This is a genomic window from Nonomuraea cavernae (genome assembly GCF_014646355.1).
Classification (GTDB): domain Bacteria; phylum Actinomycetota; class Actinomycetes; order Streptosporangiales; family Streptosporangiaceae; genus Nonomuraea; species Nonomuraea cavernae.
On sequence record NZ_BMNH01000028.1, the window covers coordinates 42,236 to 59,644 of the forward strand.

Sequence of the window (17,409 nt, forward strand, 5' to 3'; positions counted from 1 at the left end):
GTGCGCGTGACCCTCGTCGCGGGAGTCGACTCGTCGACGCAGAGTTGCAAGGTCGTCATCCGTGACGCCGCCTCCGGCCGGCTGGTGCGCCAGGGCCGGGCCGCCCATCCCGACGGCACCGAAGTCCACCCGTCCCACTGGTGGGCCGCGTTGCTGCGGGCCGTCGACGAGGCGGGCGGGCTCGACGATGTCGCCGCGATCAGCGTGGCCGGGCAGCAGCACGGCATGGTCTGCCTCGACGAGTCGGGCGACGTCGTGCGCGACGCGCTGCTGTGGAACGACACCCGCTCCGCCGGGGCCGCCGCCGCGCTGGTCGCCGAGCTGGGCGGCCCGGTGGCGTGGGCCGACGCGGTCGGCAGCGTGCCGGTGGCGTCCTTCACGGTGGCCAAGCTGCGCTGGCTGGCCGAGCACGAGCCCGAGCACGCGCGCCGCACCGCGGCGGTGTGCCTGCCGCACGACTGGCTCACCTGGCGGCTGGCGGGCGCGCTCGGCCTGCCCCGGGCGGCCTGGGCCGCCGCGCCGCCGCCCGCCCTCGACCGGCTGACCACCGACAGGGGCGACGCCTCGGGCACCGGCTACTGGTCTCCGGCCACCGGCGACTACCGCCTCGACCTGCTGAAGGCCGCCTTCGGCTCGGTCCCGCTGCTGCCCCGGGTGCTGGGTCCGCTGGCGGAGGCCGCGCCGGAGAGCCCCCTCCGACTCGCGCCCGGCACCGGAGACAACATGGCCGCCGCGCTCGGCGTGGGCGCGCGGCCCGGCGACGTCGTCGTGTCGATCGGCACCTCCGGCACCGTGTTCGCGGTGTCCGACGTGCCGAGCGCCGACCCGAGCGGCGCGGTGGCCGGGTTCGCCGACGCCACCGGGCGCTTCCTGCCCCTGGTGTGCACGCTCAACGCGGCCCGCGTCATGGACGCGGCCGCCCGGCTCACCGGGGTCGAGCTCGACCGGCTCGGCGAGCTGGCGCTCCAGGCCCCGCCGGGGGCCGGTGGGCTCACGCTGGTGCCCTACCTGGAGGGCGAGCGCACCCCCAACCTGCCGACCGCCACCGGCTCGATCCACGGTCTCACCCTCGCCACCGCCACCCCCGCCCACCTGGCCCGGGCCTCGGTCGAGGGCCTGCTGTGCGGCCTCGCCGACGCGCTCGACGCGCTCGGCCTGACGCCCGAGCGGATCCTGCTGATCGGGGGCGGCGCCCGCTCGGAGGCGGTCCGCCGCGTCGCCCCCACGGTCTTCGGCCGGCCGGTCCTGGCGCCCGCGCCGGGCGAGTACGTCGCCGACGGCGCCGCCTACCAGGCCGCCCGGCTGCTCGACGAGGACGTCCACTGGTCCACCGACGAGCCGGCCCGCTACGAGGCCGAGGCCGAGCCCGCCATCCGCGACCGCTACGCCGCCGCCCGTCCCCACATCCTGCACCAGTCGCGCTGACCGCCCGGCCGGGGATCGCCGTCACCTCGTCTCTCCTGTCCCAGCCGGCGCCATGCCGTGAAAGGAAATGATCTTTAAAGGGGGGTGAAAGCCCTAGTGGTCATCTCAGGGTGGGGTCAGGGGCGGAGCCTGATGGATCAGGGCCGCGAAAGCTACAGAATGCGGCTATGACCGCAGTAAAAAGGCTCTATCCGCTTGTCGCCTGTGTCGCGATCGTGTTCTCCGTGGGCGCGATCGTGGTCGGGCAACTGGTGCCGGACCCCTATCTCGATCCGATGAACGTGACCGTGAGTGAATACGCCGTGGCCGACCGCGGGGGCGTCACCGAGGTCGCGATCGCGGTGCTGGGGCTCGGGTCGCTGGCGTTGCTGGGCGGATTGCGGGCGGCGGGGGCGCCGGTCCGCGGGGTGCCGGAGCGGCTGTTGGCGGTGTGGTCGGGGGCGCTGGTCGTCGCCGCGGTCGTTCCGACCACGCCGATCGGGGCGGACCTGACCCTCACCGCGCAGGTCCACCGGTACGTCTCCGTCGCGGCGTTCGTGAGCCTGCCGGTGGCGGCGGCCCTGCTGGTGCCGAGGCTGGCCGCCGACCCCGACTGGAAGCCGGTGGCCAGGGTGGTGGAGTGGCTGGCGCTGGCCGGCGGGCTGGGCGTGCTGGCGATCACGTACGTGGCGCTGCCGGGCGACCGGGTGCTCATCGGGCTCGTCGAGCGGTTGCTGCTGGGGGCCGAGGTGGCGTTGCTGGGGGTGCTGGCGGCGTGGCTGGTGCGTCTGTGGTGGATACGGTCTGTCGGTAAGGCCGTGAATTTCACGACATATCACAGATTTCTAGCTAGTAGATCTTAAGGCTGCCCGTATCGGTGCTATTCTCTCCGGCGATCTTCTATCCGGGAGCAGGTGTCATGGCATCGGGCAGATCCATCAGATCCAAGATCTCGACGCTGCTCGTCGTCCCCCTGGTATCCCTGATCGCCCTGTGGGGCTTCGCCGCCGCCACCACCTCCGGTGAGGCGCTGAACCTGCTCAAGGTGCAGACCATCTGGAACGGCGTGATCGACGACGCCGACGGGCTGGTCTCCCATCTGCAGGTGGAGCGCCTGGCCTCGGCCGAACGGATCGCGGGCACCGCCTCCGACGGGACCGCGCTGGCCGAGAGCCGGGCCGCCGCGGACCGGAGCAGGCAGAGGCTGGCCAAGTCGGCGTTGTCGGAGGAGGTCCAGGACGCCCTCACGGCGGAGATGAAGGGCCGGCTGAAGGAGGCGCTGGCCGCGATCGACCGGCTGCCGGAGATCAGGCGGCTGGTAGACACGGGCCGGCTCACCCCGGGCACCCTGATCACCGAGTACGCGACGATTCCCGACGCCGTGCACCTGCTCTACTCCACGATCACGGTCAGCAGCGACGTCGAGCTGGCCCGGCAGAGTCAGGGCCTGATCGCCGCCGACGGGGTGCGCGAGCTGCTGAGCCGCGAGCACGCGCTGATCGTCGCGGCGAACGGCCGGGCGACCATGCACGACGTGCACCAGCTCGCCGGCATCGACGGCGCCCGGACCCACCTGTGGCCGCAGGCCATGGCCAACCTCGACGCCGACCTGCGGGCCCCGTTCGAACGGCTCGCCGCCACCTCCCGCTACAACACGATGGAACGGGCCCTGGAGTCGGCCATCTCCGGCAAGCCCGTCGACATGCAGCTCTGGCGCGGCACGGCCGACCCGGTGATGAAGGACTACACCCGGGTCATCTGGGACGGCGGCGACCGCCTGCTCGCCAAGATGGAGCCGGCCGGGATCGCCATCCTGCTGCGGGCGGGCATCGCCGGCGTGCTCGGCCTGCTGGCGGTCGTCTTCTCGGTCGTCATGTCCATCCGGGTGGGCAGGCGCGTCACCGGTGAGCTGACCGGCCTGCGGCGGTCCGCGCTCGACCTGGCCGAGGTCCGGCTGCCCGGCGTCGTGACCAAGCTGCGCAAGGGCGAGAACGTCGACGTCGAGACCGAGGCGCCGCCCATCGAGGTGTCCCGAGGAGCCACCAGCGAGGTCGCCGACCTGGCCGCCGCGTTCGGCAGCGTCCAGCGCACCGCCGTGGACGCGGCGGTCGAGCAGGCCAGGCTGCGGCAGGGCGTGTCGGAGGCACTGCGCAACCTGGCCAGGCGGAGCCAGTCGCTGCTGCAACGCCAGCTCAGGCTCCTGGACGAGATGCAGCGCGACACCGAGGAGCCCGAGGCGCTGGAGCGGCTGTTCAAGCTCGACCACCTGACCACCCGCATGCGCCGCCACGCCGAGGGCCTGGTGCTGCTGTCCGGCGGCGCGGCGGGGCGCCGCTGGCGCGGCACCATCCCGGTCGAGGACGTGCTGAACGGCGCCGCCGCCCAGGTCGAGGAGTACACCCGGGTCCGGGTCTACCCGATGCCCGAGTGCGGCGTGTCCGGCGCCGCCGTGGCCGACCTGATGCACCTGTTCGCCGAGCTGATCGAGAACGCCACCTCGTTCTCCTCGCCCGGCAACGAGGTGTCGGTCCGCGGCGAGCTCGTCGGCAGGGGCTTCGCGGTGGAGATCGAGGACCGGGGTCTCGGCCTGCCGCCCGAGATGCGTCAGGCCATCAACGAGCGGCTGGCCAGCCCGCCCGACTTCGACGCGTCGCAGACCGAGCGGCTGGGGTTCGCGGTGGTCGGCATGCTGGCGGCCAAGCACGGCATCGTCGTGACGCTCAAACCGTCGCCGTACGGCGGGACGACCGCGATCGTGCTGGTGCCGGGGGCGCTGGTCGAGGCGCTGCCGCCGCCGATCGAGCTGCCCGAGCTGGAGTCGGTGTCCGTGTCGGTCGTGCGTGACGACCAACCGGGCCTGAACCAGCCGGGCCAGGGCCGGCCGGGTCTGAGCCAGCCGGGTCTGAACCAGCCGGGTCTGAACCAACCGGGCCAGAACCAGCAGGTGCCGAACCCGTCGGCCCAGAATCCGCCGCCGGCGGGCGGTCTGCCGCGCCGGGTCCGCGTCTCCAAGCGCGGCTCCCAGACGGGTTCCGAGTCGGGGCTGCCCCGCCGTACCCGGCAGGCCAACCTGCCCGAGCAACTCAGGCAGCCGCAGCCCACCGACCTCCGCGAGGACGCGGAGCTCGCGGAGCTCGTGGAGCCCGTGCGGGAGCGCTCACCCGAGGAGACCAGGGCACTGCTCTCCTCACTGCAGTCAGGCTGGCAGCGGGGGCGCCAGGAGAGCGATCAGGATGGGGGATCTCTATCGTGAGCCGCGAGCCCGACGAATGGGTCGACGAGGAGGCCGGTCCGGTCGTGCGGCCGTACGCGGTCGCCCGCGGCCGCACCCGGCCCTCCTCGCCGGCGATCGACCTGCTCTCGCACATCTCGGCGACGACCGAGCCGATGCCGTCCAAGGCCGAGCTGAGCGCGCAGCACCGGCGCCTGATCGGCTCGGTCTCGGGGCAGTCGAGGCCCGTGGTCGAGGTGGCCGCCGAGATGAACCTCCCGGTGGGAGTGATCAGGGTGCTGCTCGGCGACCTGCTCGACTACGGGCTGGTCACGGTACGGCCGCCGCACGCCAAGGCCGGCGTGGCCACGGAGAGCCTCCTCCGCGAGGTGATCAACGGCCTCAAGGCGCTCTAGCCGGCCGCGGTCAGGGTGCGCAGGGAGTGTTCGACCAGCGTCACCATGACCTCCTTGGCCGAGGTCCGCCGCCGCACGTCGCACAGCAGCACGGGCACGTCGGTGTCGAGGTCGAGCGCGATCCGCACGTCGTCGACGCTGTGCTGGTCGGCGCCGTCGAAGCAGTTGACGGCCACCACGAAGGGGGTGCCGCGCTGCTCGAAGTAGTCGACCGAGGGGAAGCAGTCGGTCAGCCGCCGGGTGTCGGCGATCACGACCGCGCCGAGCGCGCCGTAGGACAGCTCGTCCCACATGAACCAGAAGCGCTCCTGCCCCGGAGTGCCGAACAGGTAGACGACCAGGCCCTCGCGGATCGTGATGCGGCCGAAGTCCATCGCGACCGTCGTGGTCGTCTTGGCCTCCACGCCGTCGAGGTCGTCCACACCGATGCCTCGGTCGGAGAGCACCTCTTCGGTGCGCAGCGGCTTGATCTCGCTGATCGACCCCACCAGGGTGGTCTTGCCCACGCCGAAACCGCCGGCGATGAGGATCTTCAGCGCGACGGGGTCCTCAGAGAGCCCGGAGTCCATTGATCACTTCCTTGAGAATGCCCTCGTTCGCACGCGGCCGGGCCGCTGAGGGGGACTTCACCGAGATGAGACCGCCGTCGAGCAGGTCGCCGAGCAGCACCCGGACCACTCCGATGGGCAGGTCGAGCTCGACGGCCAGGTCGGCCACCGTGATCGGCTCACACGCCACCCGCAGGATGAGCTGCTGCTCAGGTCCGAGGCCGTCCGGCGGGTCACCGATGGCGCTCACGGTCGCGATGAGATCGAGCATCTCCCCCGAGGACCTCGTACGGCCGCGGATGAGAGCATAGGGCCGGACGATCGGCCCCGCGTCCTCATCCAGCCATTGCGCCGGCTCCGTCATGGCGCGGTCGTCCGTGGATTGGTCGAGATGTGCTGGCCGACCCGCTTGACGAGCATCGCCATCTCGTAGGCGATGTGGCCGACGTCCACGTTCGCGTCGGCGAGCACGGCCAGGCAGGTGCCCTGTCCGGCCGCGGTGACGAAGAGGAACGCCGACTCCATCTCGACGATGGTCTGGCGGACGTCGCCGCCGCCGAAGTGGCGTCCCGTGCCGCGGGCCAGGCTCTGGAACCCGGCGGCCACGGCCGACATGTGTTCGGCGTCCTCGCGGGTCAGCCCCTTGGAGTAGCCGACCGCGAGGCCGTCGGTGGACAGGATGACCGCCTGGCGCACCGCCGCGACCCTGGTCGTCAGGTCGTCGAGTAGCCAGTTCAGTTCGCCGGTGTTGGTCGTCGGCACGCTCATGCCTCCCCCTTTTCGGTTGCTTCTTCTTGTGCGCGCTGGGTTCCCCGTTGGAACGCGGAGAACAGATCGCGTATCTCGTCGGGAGAGCGTTCGGGTTTTCGCTCGGGCTCCGGCTCGGGTGGTGGCTTCGCCTGGAGCTGGGGTGCGAGACTCGCCTGCCGGACCCGGGTGGGCAGGCCGGCGTGGGTGCCGCCGCTCACCACGGCCAGGGCCTTCTTCCTCGTACGGCTGGGCAGCGTGCGCCCGCGTGTCGTGGACGACGGCTCCTTGACGGCGGGCGGCAGCGCCGGCTGGCTGTTGACCAGGGAGCGCGGCACCAGCGCGATCGCGGTGGTGCCGCCGAACGGGGAGCGCCGCAGCAGCACTTTGATGCCGTGCCGCTCGGCCAGTCTGGCCACCACGAACAGGCCGAGCCGGTCGCTGTCGGCCAGGTCGAACTCGGGCGGGTCGGCCAGCAACTTGTTGAACGCCCCGTACTCCGCCTCCGACAGCCCGAGCCCGCGGTCCTCGACCTCGATCGCGTAGCCGTTGCTCACCAGGTCGCCTCGGACCTGGACCTGGGTGTTGGGCGGCGAGTAGATGGTGGCGTTCTCGATCAGCTCGGCGACCAGGTGGGTCAGGTCCGCCGCGACCTCGCCGTCGATGGCGCCGGCGGGCATGGTCTCGACGGCGACGCGGGTGTAGTCCTCGACCTCGGCGACCGCGGCCCGGACGATGTCGAGCACCGGCACCGGGTTGCGCCAGGCGCGGCCGGGGGCGGCGCCGGACAGGATGATCAGGCTCTCGGCGTGCCGTCGCATGCGGGTGGTCAGGTGGTCGAGGCGGAAGAGCTCCTCCAGCCGGTCGGGGTCGTGCGTGCGGCGCTGCATGCTGTCGAGCAGCCCCAGCTGGCGGTGCAGCAGCCCCTGCTTGCGCCGGGCGAGGTTGAGGAAGACCTGGCCGACTCCGCGCCGCAGCGCGGCCTGACCCACGGCGGCCCGTACGGCGGTGCGCTGCACGGAGCCGAAGGCCCTGGCCACGTCGGTGATCTCGGCCGACCCGCTGACCTTGAGCGGCTTGGCCTCCTTCTCGACGTCGACGTCCTCGCCCCGGCGCAGCCGTTCGACGATGCCGGGGAGCCGCTTCTCGGACAGCTCCAGCGCGGACGAGCGCAGCTCGGCCAGCTCGGCGGACAGGCGGCGGCCGAAGCGTACCGAGATGACGATCGAGGCGAGCACGGCGGCGAGCCCGAGGCAGCCGGCGACGCCGATCCGGACGAGGGTCGCGGTGGCGGCCTCGGCGGCGCGGGCGGCGACCACCTGGGAGGAGGAGGCGCCGACCCGGTCGAGCTGGGCCATGACCTGGCTGACGGTCGCGTTCCAGGCGGTGGCGTCGGGCGGCGGCGCCCCGGTGGTGACGATCCGCGCCTCCATCAGGGTGAAGTCCCGGAAGGCCGGGCCGGCGAACACCTGCTCGTACGGCCGGCGGAGCTCCACGTCGAGTGCCGCCTGGCCGCGCGCGTGCATGAACCCGCGGGTGGCGGCGTACTCGGTGAACGCGGTGGCCTCGTCCGGGGTGAGCCGCCCGTCGATGAGCGCGCCGCCGATGAGCGCCTGCTCCCTGGCGATGACCTCCCGGGCGTTGCCCATGGTCTGCAGCGACGAGGCCTGTTGGAAGAGCGCCAGGTCGGGCACGGGGGCCAGGTGGTCGTAGAGGCGGAAGAGGGCGTCGAGCACGCGGTTGTACGCGTTCAGCGCGGTCAGCCGGGAGCTGAGGCCGGTGTCGATGTCGGCCCGGATGGCGGTGAGGCGGTCGAGCTCGCGGTCGAGGGTGCCGAGCCGGCCGCGCAGCTCGTCGTCGATCGCGTCGCCGGCTTCGGCGGCGGCCCGCCGGAAGCCGGTGACGGACGTGTCGGTCCGCGTGCGCTGCTCGCCGAGATCTTCCGTGAGATCACGGGTGGTGACGGCCACGACGGACCGGGCCCGCTCGGCCTGGAGCTGAAGTCCCAGCTCGGTGGAGGTGACGCCGACCGTCTGGTAGACGGTGTTGGACCGGAGCAGGCTCAGCCCGTCGCCCACGGTGAGGTTGAGCACGAATCCCCAGAGCGCGCTCAGAGACAGGAGGGGTAACAGGAGTAATAAGAAGATCTTGAACCGAATTGACCGGTTTTGCGAGCCCATGTCCCAACCTCGGAGTCGAGGGATATTTCCACGTTTCGTGTAAATACGCCTCCGGAAGATCGCACAGGAGACTAGCACCGAATAGGGTTCCGGCGCAGTGGGAGGAACACGATGATTAGCGTGATAACTGGGGCAAGTGCTGGCATCGGTGCGGCCGCGGCGGAGGAGCTTTCGCGGCGTGGACACCGGGTGGTCCTCGTCGGGCGCGACCAGAGCCGGCTGAACGCCGTGGCGGACACGCTCACCGGACCTGAGGGCGACGTGGTGACCTGCGACTTCAGCTCGCTGGACGACGTGCGCCGGCTGGCCGCCCTGCTGCGCGAGCGGTACGAGCGCATCGGCGTGCTCGCCAACAACGCGGGAGTGATGAGCCCGGACCGGCGGATGACTCAGGACGGGCACGAACTGATGGTTCAGGTCAACCATCTCGCGCCGCTTCTGCTGACCTCTACCCTGGCTGATCGGGTGGACCGGGTGGTCACCACCTCCTCGCGAGCCGGGCAGAGCGGCCGGATCGATCCCGATGACCTGTCGCGCGAACACCGCCGGTGGAACGGCTGGCTGCAGTACGGCGACACCAAGCAGGCCAACGCCCTGTTCACCGTCGCACTGGCCGCCCGCGGGGTGGCCGCGACCTGCTTCCACCCGGGCGTGATCCGCACCGGGTTCGCCGGCGACGCGCGGCTCATGCGGTTGGCCCTGGCGCTGCCGGGCTTCGCCAAGCCGCCCGAGCACGGGGCGCGCCCGCTGGTGCACCTGGCCACCCACCCCGACGGCGTCGAGCGCGCGGGCGGCTACTACTCCGGCGGGAGATTCGAACGGGTGCCCTCGATGTCGGATCCGGAGCTGGCAGAGCGGCTCTGGCAGACCAGCCTGGCCGCGCTGGCCGGCTGACCGCCGCGCCGCCGCGCACCGCCACGGCCTGGGGGCGCTCACGTCGACAGCTCCGTGACGGCGCGGCAGGCGGCGGTGATGGCCGCGTCGGCGCTCGCCGCCGGGATCGCGTCGGAGCCCGCGATGGCGATCCTGCCGAACGGCCGGCGGGCGAGGTCCGCCGGGAACGGGCCGTCGGGATAGAAGGCGTGCCACGGCCGGCAGTACTCAGGCGCCTGAGCGTGGCCCCACCGGTCGATCGTGATGGCCTCGATGTCGGTGGCCGGGTCGAAGCCGCCGGGCCCGAGCAGCCGGGTGAGCTGGTCCCTGACGGTGTATTCCAGGTGGTCGTACGGCGTTCTGAGCAGCGCGTGCCGTCCCGCGACGGCGCCCTCGGCGGGGCCGAGCTCCGACCGGCACGGCGTCGCGACGAGGCGCGCGGTGACCGGGCCGGCGGGGTCGGCCCTCCCGTCGAGCTCCGACAGGCACCAGTAGGCGCCCGTCCAGCGGGTGCGGTGGACGCCGACGCGCCGCCACGCCTCCCCGTCGCGGAGCCGTACGGTCGCCTGGAGCAGCGGCTGCTTGACCGCCTCGCGCAGCGCCCGCCTCTGGTCGTCCGGCAGCTCCGGGACCAGGTGGGGGATGACCGTGTGCCAGCAGGCCATGATCACCGAGCCCGCGCCGACGGTCCTGACCGCGTGACCGTCGAAGTAGCCGACGGTGACCGACGACGCGGTGTCCGGCGGGCCGTCGTGACGCACCGAGACGACCGGGCTCGACAGCCGGAACCGGACCGGGTTGGCGGGCAGGTCCAGCAGCCGCCGGTCGGCCGGTTCGTGATCGCGGGAGCCGGTGAAGCCGGGGATCATCCGGGCCAGCATCGTCCGCACCAGCGTCCGGCCGCGTTGCGGGAGGCAGTGGACGCGCGGTTCGCCCCACTCCTTCTGCACCGTGGGGGAGTTGAACCTGGACGGCTTGTCACGGTCCAGGTGCAGGCCCCGGAACCCGGGGAACTCCCAGCCGTCCGCGCGGCCCCAGGCGTCGATCGCGCCGAACGCCCGCGCGTCGTAGGCCCAGTCGGCGTTCGGCATGGTCCGGCAGAACCGCTCGACGTCGGGGTGCGTCCCGCAGACGTCGAGCAGGAAGGCGGAGTAGGTGAGGCCGGCCAGCCGTTCCTGCTTCCGCTCCCGCGACAGCCCGGGGAACCAGTCGACCGGGTCACGGTAGAGCGCGAGCAGGTCCCTCCTGGCCCGGTCGGCGATCGGCAGCCGGCCCACCCACTGCTCGGCCTCGATCTCCGGGGTGAAACAGACCAGCCGCTCCACCGGGTAGGTCTCCCGGTCGCACAGCACGCTGTCGTACATGCCGAGGGCGGGGTAGTGCCGGCCGTCCGGCTCCCGCACCGCGATGTCCAGCCGGTCCAGCAACTCCCTGCCCTCGGGGGTCCACACCGAGACCGAGCCGAGCTGCGGCTCCTCGCTGAGTTCGTCGTGGTTGTCCAGGATGAGGACGCGGGCGGCCGGGTCGCGGCGCAGCCACTCGTGGGCCGCGCTCACCCCGCTCACGCCGCCGCCGACCACCACCAGGTCATAGGTCTCGCCGGTGGGCTCGGGGGCGCCCGCGTGCTGCCAGAAGCGGTCGTCGCGGAGCGCGTGCGGCACGCTCAGCGCGGCGGCGGTGTCGCCCCGCACCCCCGGCTGGACGGCCCCGGCGCCGCCCGGCGGTCCGTCGCCGGAGCAGCCGGTGAGCGAGCCCAGCGTGGCGACCCCGACGGTCATGGCGACGCCGTCGAAGAAGTCGCGGCGCGAAATCGTCCGGCTCATCCCGAGATCGCGCGCCTCACGCGGGTTGATGTCGCTCATACCACGAGCTTCGCGACTGGGAGCAAATGCGGCACTACGCCGCGCACCCTTTCGAGAACTTTTTACGTGACCTATTACGGCCTTTGCCCGTTTGGAGGAACGTTCGGAACATCGCGGCGGGGGAGTCCGAGTGGTCGGCGAGCAGGGCCGTGTCACCGGCAAGATCAGCTTTGGCCTGGTCAGTGAGGTCATGATCCCAGTCAGGGGTGGCGTCATGGCTCTCGCGAACAGCGTGCCGTCGAATGGGGCAGAAGCCGAGAGCCTCCGTAGAACCGCTGAATCCCGCGAATAGCGACGTTAGTCGGATGCCCGCCGCGCGGCTCCTCTAGCGTTTATCCATATGCTGATAGCGCGAAATCCGAAATTCATTTTCAAGGCTCTTTCCGGCATATGTCTGGGCGCCGTGGTGATCGCGGGCTGCTCGGCGGGGAGGGCGGCCGAGCCCGTCGCCGACGCCACGCCCTCAGCGCCCACGACGCCCGCCACCTCGGTTGCTTCCTCGGCGCCTCCCGTCGACGCGGGCCGGCTCCGCCTGGCGCTGCTGCCGGCGCCCCAGGGCATGCGCGTCGTCCACGGACCCGAGACGGGGGCGTTCGGGTCGCTTGAGTCGACGAAGAAGGGGCTGGCGGCCGCGCGCCAGGTCAGCCTGGCCCGGCCCGAGTGCGCTGGTGCCGCTCAGCTCGACGCCGGCGAGCCGGCCCTCGCCAACGCCCCGGCCGCCGTCGTCGCCTACGCCTCCGACCGGGGATCGATCACCCAGGCGCTGGTCGCGATGCCCTCGCCGGTCTTCCCGCCGCCACTGCCCGCGCAGTGCGCCGACTACACCGCCGACGTGGAGGGCACCCGGGTGACCTACGGCACGCGGCAGCTGACCATGCCCAGGCAGGGCGACGAGTCGCGCGCCTACCTCACCACGGCCGTGGGCGGCGGCCAGAACGCCCAGGTCGGGTCAGTGGTGATCAGGCGGGGCAACGTGATCCTGAGCCTGCTCGTCGTGGGCCGGAAGGTGAAGTCCGGGGGCCTGTTCCAGCTCGCCCAGGTGGCCGACCGTCAGCTCGCCAAGATCAGCCGATAGCCGGCGGGCCAGGCCGAGGCCGTCAGGACGGCCGGCGGCCTGAGGTCGGCAGGTGGCCGTCAGATCAGCACGTGGTCGTCGGGCCGGCCGACGAAGGAGAACTGCGCGTTCCTGGTCAGCTTGATGTGGTCGGCCTGCCAGGTGTGCATGCTCGCGTCGGCGCCGCGCCAGTAGACGAAGTTGAAGCGGTCGGCCGAGTAGATCTTGACGCTGTCCTCCTTCAGCCTGCGCACGAGATGGGTGTCCTCGCCCCGGGTGAGGTCGGGGAAGCCGTAGGACCGGAACATCTCGGCCTTGCCGAGGAACGTGCCGCCCTGGACGAGGAAGGAGTAGCGGTGCTCCAGCCCGGGCAGGCGGAGCATCGTGGTGTTGCGGCCCTCGAAGTAGGCGTAGTGCGCGCCCTTGCCGACCAGCTCCGCGTCCGTGTAGTCGAAGGCCCGGGCCAGGTCCGACAGGTAGTGCTCGCCGTACAGGTTGTCGTCGTCCATCTTGGCGATCAGCTCGCCCTCGGCGGCGGCGATGCCGAGGTTCATGCAGGCGCCCAGCGACAGCTCGGCGGCGGCGGGCAGCACCACGACGTCGGAGATGCCCGCCATGCGGGCCTTGTCGGCCACCACGACGGGGTCGATGTCGAGCCCGTGCAGCACCATGACGAGTTGCAGCGGCCGGTGGATCTGCTTGGCCACCGAGGAGATCGCGTGCTCGATGTGGGAGGCGCGGTTGGTCGGCAGCACCACCGAGATCGACCGCGACCGTGCCGGCGCCGGCCGGCCGAGCAGCTGGAGGATCTGGTCCACCCGGTGCGAGAACAGGTGCTTGTCGAACACCTCCCGCATGGCCAGGTGGCCCATCCGGGCCCGCAGTTCGGGGCTGTTGATCAGGTGCAGCACCTGGTTGTACGACTCGACCGGCTCCCGGGCGATGGGCACCAGGTCGCCGAACGTCTCCTCGATCGCCCGCGACCAGCCCGAGACGACCGGGGTGGAGCAGGCCGACAGCTCGAAGACGCGGCGCGCGCACATGGTGGGCGAGTCGAGCACCGAGTTGACGTTGAGGAAGACCTTGTACATCCGGTAGGCGGCGAGCATCTGGTCGTAGGGCAGCTCGCCCACGATGTGCGGGCGGTACTTCTCGGGCCAGCCGTACTTCTCGTCGACCTCGCCGTTGCGGGCGAAGATGTGCAGGCCCAGCTCGCGCACCGGGTCGAGGACGACCTCCATCTGCTCGCGCCGCTCGGGGTGCTTGTCGCGGAAGTACATCCCGGCGAAGACCACGTCGTGCAGTCGGCCCTGCTTCTGCTGGATCGGGTTGTGCACGCGGGGCTGGGCGGCGAACTGCAGCACGTCCACCCGGTCGTGACCCAATATTTCCCGATATTTCGGCACCATGTCACCGTCACAGGTGAACACGTAGTCGAACAGCTTGGCCGTGTCGATGAAGAAGTCGAAGTTGGGCGGGTCCTCCTTGTTCCAGAAGACCGTCGGGATGCCCTCGGCCCGGCACCAGGCCACCAGGTCGCGCAGCGGCTCCTTGGGCGCGTTGGTGCCGGTCATCTGATAGCGCCAGCGGCCCTGGTTGCCGTGCCAGGCCGACTCGCAGAACAGCAGGTCGGGCCGCTTGTCGGCGAAGATCTCCGGCCAGTCCTTGAGCCCGAACTCGATCTGGTCCCACTCGTACCGGAACGCCATCCGGGAGAAGTCGTCCAGGATCACCGCGACGCGCAGGCCGGGCCGGTTCACCGGGCCGGCCGGCCACTTCACCGCGGGCACCTCGACCGGCGGCGGCCGGTGATTGGCCACCTCGACCGCCTCGCTGACCGGGACGGGCGGCTTGGGCGCCCTGTCCTTGGAGCGGACCGCCTCCAGCACCTTGCCGGGCTTCTTGGAGCCGATCGCCTCGCCGAGCTTGAACGTCCGCTTGGCCTGGGTGGCCTCCAGCTTCCAGGACGCGTAGGCGGCCCGCGCCTCGGAGATCTCCAGACGCCGGCGCAGCTCCCTGATCTCCGCCTCGTACCTCTCGACGAGCTTGCGCTCCTCAGGCAGCCAGTTGACGGGGCCGAGCCGCTGGTACGTGGGCTCTTCGGGGGTTTCGGCCATGAGGATGCTCGCCTATCGCTCGCGGAGGTATGTCATGGTACGGCGTAACCCGTACGGAATGGGGGGTTATTCGGAACGCGTGCCCTGGGCGGCCGGCGAGAGGTTGTCCCCCTTGAGCCAGGCCGAGATCACCCGGGCGATGCGCGGACCGGCGGCCCCGTCCCAGAGCGGCGGCAGCTCCCCGGACGGCGTCGAGGCCCCGTCGGCCAGCGCCTTCTCCGCGGCGGCGGGCAGCAGGGCGGGCGTGACGAGGCGGTTGGTCCCGTGCGTGATCGTGATCGGCCGCTCGGTGTTGGGCCGGACCGTCAGGCACGGCACACCCAGCATGGTCGTCTCCTCCTGGACGCCGCCCGAGTCGGTCACGACCAGCGCGGCCCCGCGCACCAGCGACAGGAAGTCCACGTAGCCGAGCGGGTCCACGACCCTGACCGAAGGCCCGTCGACCAGCCCGGCCTCCGCCAGCCGGGTGCGCCCACGGGGATGGATCGGCACCACGACCGGGATCTGCCGCGCGACCTCCAGCACCGACGAGACCAGCTCGCGCGCGGCCTCCGGGGTGTCCACGTTGGCCGGCCGGTGCAGCGTCGCCACGGCATACCGGTCCGGGAGGCCGAGCCGCGCCACCACCGGCGCCGGGTCCAGCGACGGCAGCGCCGAGAACAGGCTGTCGATCATGGGGTTGCCGACCAGGTGCACCTTGGCGGCCGGCACGCCCTCGGCCGCCAGGTGCGACAGGGCGTCGGGGGAGGTGGCGAAGAGCAGGTCGGACAGCGAGTCGGTGACGATCCTGTTGACCTCCTCGGGCATGCCCCGGTCGAACGAGCGCAGCCCCGCCTCCACGTGCGCCGTGCGGACGCCCAGCTTGGCGCAGACGAGGATGGCCGCCAGCGTGGAGTTGACGTCGCCGTAGACCACGACCAGGCCGGGGTCCTGCCCGAGGACGATCTCCTCCAGGCCGACCAGCAGGGCCGCGGTCTGCTTGGCGTGGGTGCCGGAGCCGACCCCCAGGTTGGCCACGGGCTCGGGCAGGCCGAGGTCGGCGAAGAACACATCGGACATCAGCGCGTCGTAGTGCTGACCGGTGTGGACGATGCCCTGCCGCACGCCCAGCTCGCCGAGGGCCCGCACCACCGGGGCCGCTTTCACGAAGTTGGGACGCGCTCCCAGCACGTGCAGGACCAGGGGGTTCTCCCTCATTGACCTCGCCTTTCGGAGCGGAAGGGAAAAAACGCTGCCTATGGTACGGTCACCGCGTGGCATCCGACGCCAGTCGTCCAGACTCCCCCAAGGTTTCCGCCAAGTCCGCGCGTGCCGGTGTCAGTGGGCTTCTGAAGGGCTTCGTCCAGCACCCGATCATCGTCTCCCGGGTGGTCTTCACCAAGGTGAAATCCGACCCGGTGCGGGTCGCGCAGGCCGCCGCCGACGCCCTCCCGCCCCGGCTCCGGCCGATGGTGGGCCGGGTCGCCTGGCCGGCCGCCCGCCGGGCGAGGCTCGCGGCCCGCAAACTCGGCATGCGGATGATCAAGGCGCCGTGGAACGAGGCCAAGGAGCACTGGGACGCCGGGCGGGTCAGCCGGGCGGCCGAGGTGCTCGACGCCCACGCCAAGTACCCCTTCGTCAAGCGCCGGGCCGCCTACTACCGCGGTGAGCTGGCCGCGATCAGCCCCGACCCCATCCCGCCCGGCCCCAAGGTGGCCGTCGGCGAGCGGGTCGAGGGCCGGGTGCTCCACTGCGTGACCAACGCCCTGCCCTACACCCAGGCGGGCTACACCGTCAGGACCCACCGCATCGTCACCGCCCAGCGGGCCCTCGGCCTCGACCCGCACGTGGTCACCAGCTGGGGCTGGCCGATGTTCCAGGGCCACGCCGACGCCACGCCGTACGAGGAGATCGACGGCACGCCCTACCACCGGCTGCTGCCCGACGGGCACGGCGAGATGCCGTTCGAGATGCGCGGCCGGATGGTCAAGGGCGCCGAGTCGGTCACCAGGCTCGTCGCCGAGCTGCGGCCGCAGATCCTGCACGCGGCCACCGACCACCGCAACGGCTCCGTGGCCCACGCCGTGCGCGAGCGCACCGGCACCCCCTTCGTCTACGAGGTGCGCGGCTTCCTGGAGGAGACCTGGGCCTCGCGCGACCCGGTCCGGGTCGGCAGCGAGCGGCACGTGCTCCAGCGCGAGCGCGAGGCGTTCCTGATGCGCGAGGCCGACGCGGTCGTCACGCTGGCCGAGACGATGGCCACCGAGATCGTCGAGCGGGGCGTGCCGAGGGAGCGCGTCTTCCTGGCGCCCAACGCGGTCGACGACACGCTGCTCACCGCCCACTACGACGGCGCGTCGTTCAGGTCGGCCATGGGCATCGGCGCCGACGAGATCGTGGTCGGCTCGGTGTCGAGCATCGTGGCGTACGAGGGGTTCGCGACGCTGCTGCGTGCGGCGGCGCTGCTGCGCGACGAGGGCGCGCCGGTGCGGGTGCTCATCGTGGGCGACGGCACCGAGCGGGACAACCTGCTGGCCATCGTCGAGGACCTGGGGCTCAAGACCGCCATCCTGCCGGGCCGGGTCGGCCCCGACGAGGCGCTGCAGGCCCAGGAGGCCATCGACATCTTCGTCTGCCCGCGTGAGGATCTCCGCGTCTGCCGGCTCGTCACGCCGCTGAAGCCGGTCGAGGCGATGGCGCTGGGCAAGCCGGTCGTGCTCAGCGATCTGCCCGCGCTGTCGGAGCTGGTCGGCTCCGACGGCGCCGGCCTGCTGGTGCCGCCGGGCGATCCGGCCGCGCTCGCCAAGGCGATCGCGGGCCTGCGCGAGGACCCTGCCCGGCGCGCTGAGATGGGCGAGGCCGGACGGGCCGAAGTGGCGACCAAGCGCACGTGGAGCCGCGTAGCCGAAACCTATCGATCCCTCTACCGGGACCTTGCCGAACGATGACCTCCCGTTTGGCTGTCTGTTGTGACATGTTCAGTCGCATTAGGCGTGAGCTAGGTGGACTTGAGATAAC

The 17,409-nt window shown here is 71.7% G+C and carries 14 protein-coding genes; 7 read left to right on the forward strand and 7 right to left on the reverse strand.

The genetic code is table 11. The features are described from left to right. Positions 1-6: 6 nt before the first annotated feature. From IEY82_RS31430 to IEY82_RS31445, 4 genes are all read left to right on the forward strand, one after another. Complete coding sequence (locus tag IEY82_RS31430) at positions 7-1,425, forward strand: xylulokinase (RefSeq protein WP_189127942.1); 1,419 nt, start codon at positions 7-9, stop codon at positions 1,423-1,425. 167 nt (positions 1,426-1,592) lie between these two features. Next, positions 1,593-2,267, forward strand: coding sequence for a DUF998 domain-containing protein (locus tag IEY82_RS31435; RefSeq protein ID WP_189127897.1), 675 nt, complete (start codon positions 1,593-1,595; stop codon positions 2,265-2,267). 56 nt (positions 2,268-2,323) lie between these two features. Further along, a complete protein-coding gene (locus IEY82_RS31440; RefSeq protein WP_189127898.1) occupies positions 2,324-4,657 on the forward strand; it encodes a sensor histidine kinase in 2,334 nt (777 codons plus the stop codon). Next, entirely contained in the window at positions 4,654-5,031 is a 378-nt protein-coding gene (locus tag IEY82_RS31445) for a DUF742 domain-containing protein (RefSeq protein ID WP_189127899.1), read from the forward strand. The genes IEY82_RS31440 and IEY82_RS31445 overlap by 4 nt, the downstream gene beginning before the upstream one ends. On the opposite strand, the gene IEY82_RS31450 is transcribed toward IEY82_RS31445, so the two are convergent. From IEY82_RS31450 to IEY82_RS31465, 4 genes are read right to left on the reverse strand one after another with little or no spacing between them, the layout of a single operon-like run. Continuing rightward, positions 5,028-5,600, reverse strand: coding sequence for a GTP-binding protein (locus tag IEY82_RS31450; protein WP_189127900.1), 573 nt, complete (start codon positions 5,598-5,600; stop codon positions 5,028-5,030). The two genes, IEY82_RS31445 and IEY82_RS31450, sit on opposite strands and share 4 nt — an antisense overlap. Next, positions 5,581-5,943: a DUF742 domain-containing protein gene (locus IEY82_RS31455; RefSeq protein ID WP_189127901.1), complete on the reverse strand. Its 363-nt coding sequence runs from the start codon at positions 5,941-5,943 to the stop codon at positions 5,581-5,583. Before IEY82_RS31455 ends, IEY82_RS31450 begins: the two co-directional genes overlap by 20 nt. Then, entirely contained in the window at positions 5,940-6,347 is a 408-nt protein-coding gene (locus IEY82_RS31460; protein ID WP_189127902.1) for a roadblock/LC7 domain-containing protein, read from the reverse strand. Before IEY82_RS31460 ends, IEY82_RS31455 begins: the two co-directional genes overlap by 4 nt. Beyond that, positions 6,344-8,506 (reverse strand): sensor histidine kinase, encoded by a 2,163-nt coding sequence (locus tag IEY82_RS31465; RefSeq protein ID WP_189127903.1) that lies wholly within the window; start codon positions 8,504-8,506, stop codon positions 6,344-6,346. Before IEY82_RS31465 ends, IEY82_RS31460 begins: the two co-directional genes overlap by 4 nt. Before the next feature lie 111 nt (positions 8,507-8,617). Between IEY82_RS31465 and IEY82_RS31470 the strand changes: the two genes are divergently transcribed. After that, positions 8,618-9,400: an SDR family NAD(P)-dependent oxidoreductase gene (locus IEY82_RS31470; RefSeq protein WP_189127904.1), complete on the forward strand. Its 783-nt coding sequence runs from the start codon at positions 8,618-8,620 to the stop codon at positions 9,398-9,400. A 38-nt stretch (positions 9,401-9,438) separates the two neighbouring features. Here the strand turns inward: IEY82_RS31470 and IEY82_RS31475 are convergent, their stop codons facing one another. Continuing rightward, complete coding sequence (locus IEY82_RS31475) at positions 9,439-11,241, reverse strand: FAD-dependent oxidoreductase (RefSeq protein ID WP_225262870.1); 1,803 nt, start codon at positions 11,239-11,241, stop codon at positions 9,439-9,441. Between the two features lie 403 nt (positions 11,242-11,644). Between IEY82_RS31475 and IEY82_RS31480 the strand changes: the two genes are divergently transcribed. Beyond that, a complete protein-coding gene (locus IEY82_RS31480; RefSeq protein WP_189127905.1) occupies positions 11,645-12,316 on the forward strand; it encodes a hypothetical protein in 672 nt (223 codons plus the stop codon). Positions 12,317-12,375: 59 nt separating this feature from the next. Here the strand turns inward: IEY82_RS31480 and IEY82_RS31485 are convergent, their stop codons facing one another. Both IEY82_RS31485 and wecB read right to left on the reverse strand, forming a co-directional pair. Next, on the reverse strand, positions 12,376-14,412 hold the full coding sequence (locus IEY82_RS31485) for a glycosyltransferase family protein (RefSeq protein WP_189127906.1): 2,037 nt from the start codon (positions 14,410-14,412) through the stop codon (positions 12,376-12,378). Between the two features lie 66 nt (positions 14,413-14,478). Continuing rightward, positions 14,479-15,609: a non-hydrolyzing UDP-N-acetylglucosamine 2-epimerase gene (gene wecB / locus IEY82_RS31490; RefSeq protein WP_189127907.1), complete on the reverse strand. Its 1,131-nt coding sequence runs from the start codon at positions 15,607-15,609 to the stop codon at positions 14,479-14,481. 56 nt (positions 15,610-15,665) lie between these two features. Here wecB and IEY82_RS31495 point away from each other — a divergent pair, with 56 nt between their 5' ends. Continuing rightward, a complete protein-coding gene (locus tag IEY82_RS31495; protein WP_189127908.1) occupies positions 15,666-17,339 on the forward strand; it encodes a glycosyltransferase family 4 protein in 1,674 nt (557 codons plus the stop codon). The last annotated feature ends 70 nt before the right edge of the window (positions 17,340-17,409 follow it).

Coding starts and splice junctions, on each gene's coding strand:
- IEY82_RS31475 (WP_225262870.1), bottom strand. CDS start 11,241: ATGAGCGACATCAACCCGCGTGAGGCGCGCGATCTCGGGATGAGCCGG.
- wecB (WP_189127907.1), bottom strand. CDS start 15,609: ATGAGGGAGAACCCCCTGGTCCTGCACGTGCTGGGAGCGCGTCCCAAC.
- IEY82_RS31465 (WP_189127903.1), bottom strand. CDS start 8,506: ATGGGCTCGCAAAACCGGTCAATTCGGTTCAAGATCTTCTTATTACTC.
- IEY82_RS31440 (WP_189127898.1), top strand. CDS start 2,324: ATGGCATCGGGCAGATCCATCAGATCCAAGATCTCGACGCTGCTCGTC.
- IEY82_RS31455 (WP_189127901.1), bottom strand. CDS start 5,943: ATGACGGAGCCGGCGCAATGGCTGGATGAGGACGCGGGGCCGATCGTC.
- IEY82_RS31485 (WP_189127906.1), bottom strand. CDS start 14,412: ATGGCCGAAACCCCCGAAGAGCCCACGTACCAGCGGCTCGGCCCCGTC.
- IEY82_RS31435 (WP_189127897.1), top strand. CDS start 1,593: ATGACCGCAGTAAAAAGGCTCTATCCGCTTGTCGCCTGTGTCGCGATC.
- IEY82_RS31470 (WP_189127904.1), top strand. CDS start 8,618: ATGATTAGCGTGATAACTGGGGCAAGTGCTGGCATCGGTGCGGCCGCG.
- IEY82_RS31450 (WP_189127900.1), bottom strand. CDS start 5,600: ATGGACTCCGGGCTCTCTGAGGACCCCGTCGCGCTGAAGATCCTCATC.
- IEY82_RS31460 (WP_189127902.1), bottom strand. CDS start 6,347: ATGAGCGTGCCGACGACCAACACCGGCGAACTGAACTGGCTACTCGAC.